This is a genomic window from Hydrogenivirga sp. 128-5-R1-1 (assembly GCF_000171895.1).
The window spans coordinates 1-2,036 of sequence record NZ_ABHJ01000184.1 but is presented as its reverse complement, the minus strand read 5'-3'; the positions used below and the strand labels follow the sequence as shown (position 1 = coordinate 2,036).

General features: G+C 29.2%; 3 protein-coding genes. All 3 read left to right on the top strand.

The annotated features are described in order from the left end of the window. Positions 1-608, top strand: a 608-nt coding sequence (locus HG1285_RS03570; RefSeq protein ID WP_008288840.1) for a TolC family protein, incomplete at its 5' end; no start/stop codon positions are given. After that, positions 598-1,722 (top strand): HlyD family secretion protein, encoded by a 1,125-nt coding sequence (locus HG1285_RS03575; RefSeq protein WP_008288839.1) that lies wholly within the window; start codon positions 598-600, stop codon positions 1,720-1,722. The genes HG1285_RS03570 and HG1285_RS03575, both read left to right, overlap by 11 nt. Next, the gene (locus HG1285_RS03580) at positions 1,719-2,027 is read left to right on the top strand and encodes an MFS transporter (protein ID WP_008288838.1); all 309 of its coding nucleotides are present in this window, start codon (positions 1,719-1,721) and stop codon (positions 2,025-2,027) included. Before HG1285_RS03575 ends, HG1285_RS03580 begins: the two co-directional genes overlap by 4 nt. Positions 2,028-2,036 lie beyond the last annotated feature (9 nt).

Sequence of the window (2,036 nt, the reverse complement as noted above, 5' to 3'; positions counted from 1 at the left end):
TTGAAGAAGTAAAAATAGAAATCCCGAAAAATATAAAACTTAAAGATTTGGAAAAAGTCGCCATTAAAAGTAGACCTATCTTAAGAGCTCTTGATAAGTCAAAAAAACAACTTGATTTTTATGAAAAGATTCAAAAAAGTCAATTCCTGCCAAAAGTTTTAGCGCAGGGGAAATATTCTTATACTAACCAATATCCTTATTTAGACCCTAAAGGAAACTTTTCTGCATCAATAGCTTTATCTATTAATTTTCAAGGTATAAAACCTTATTATTCATCACTTAAAGTTAAAGAAGAAAAATCAAAACTTTCTCTAAAAATAGAAGAACTAAGAAATAACATAAAACTTCAGGTTAAAACTGCATACGAAAACTTTTTGGTGGCAGAAAAAAACTTAAAAATAGCAGAAAGCTCATTACAGGAAGCAAAACAGTATTATGATATGGTAAAACAGCAGTACAAAAACCAGCTTGCGTCAATGACAGACCTTTTAAATGCAGAAAGTTATTATACATCTGCAAAGAACAATAAAACTATTTCTTATTATCAGCTTTTAAAATCGCTTATTGATTTAGAAACAGCAGTTGGAGGAAACTTAATTGAAAAATAAAATAGGAATTATAGTTGTTTTAATTTTAATAGCTGTATTTGCAGTTATTGCTTTTAAATGGATAAAACATAGAATGGAATATGTAATTACAGATGCTGTTTTTGTTGAAACCAATAACTTATCAAATATTTCTTTTAAAAGAGTGTCAGGTAAAATCATAAAGTTTTACAAAAAAGAAGGAGATAAGGTAAAAAAAGGAGAAATCCTTGCAAAGATAGATCCTAAAGATTATGTTTTACAGCTTGAAAAAATAAAAAAAGAGATAAATAGTCTAATATTTAAGAAACAAGCCCTTGAAGAAAAAAAAGACAGAATAAACAAGCAAATAGATAAAAATATTCAGATAGTTAAAATTTCATTAAAAGAAAATAAAAAACTTCAGGACTCTTTACTATCTCAAATTAAAGGTATTGATTCAAGACTATCACAGCTGAAAAAAGATAGAGAAAGGTTTTTAAATCTTGTAAATAAAGATTTGGCACCAAGGAGAAAACTTGAAGAAATTGAAACAAACATAGATGTTTTATCTTCCCAAAAGGAAGCTTTACTTGCCAAGTTAGAACAATTAAAACTTCAAAAACAGTCTTTAAATGAAAAAGTCAAACTTACAAAGATAAAAAAATTGCAGATAAAAGAGATTGAAAGTGAGATAAGCTCATTATCAAGCAAGATAAACTCTTTAAGAAAATCTAAAGAAGATATAGAAAATTTAATTGAATATACAAAGTTAAGAGCTCCATTTGACGGTGTTATTGCAAAAAGATTTAAAAGTGTTGGAGAGATAGTTTCTTCAGGTGTTCCTGTTTTTGCCATTTATCCTTTAAATGATATTTACATTAAAGTTCTTCTTGAAGAAACAAAACTTAAAGGTGTAAAAATTGGTAATAAAGCCATAATACACATTGATGCCTATCCTGACGAGTATTTTGAAGGTGTAGTTTACGAAATAAGTCCCGCAGCAGCATCTAAATTTGCACTTGTTCCAAGAGATATAACAGCAGGAGAATTTACCAAAGTGGCACAGAGAATACCTGTGAAAATAAAAATTATTAGAGGAAAAATTGAGCTTTTAAAAGTTGGAATGGGCGGAGAGGTTGAAATAGAAAAGAAATGAGCCAAGAAATTCCTATTTATCAAAAAATATCTACTGGGGAAAGAGCTTTAATTACATTTATTGTTATGTCAGGAGCTTTTATGGCTATCCTTGACACTACAATTGTTGATATTATTGTTCCAAAGATTACGGCTCCTCTTCAGACAGATTTTTACGGTGTCCAATGGGTGATAACAGCTTATATGATAGCTTCTGCTACAATGTTAATTTTAGCAGAATGGCTTGATAAAAATTTTGGATTAAAAAAGTTTATACGGCAGGGTGGCACTTTTTACAGTTTCATCTTTTGCCTGTGGGGTATCTGACAGCCTTGA

Coding starts and splice junctions, on each gene's coding strand:
- HG1285_RS03580 (WP_008288838.1), top strand. CDS start 1,719: ATGAGCCAAGAAATTCCTATTTATCAAAAAATATCTACTGGGGAAAGA.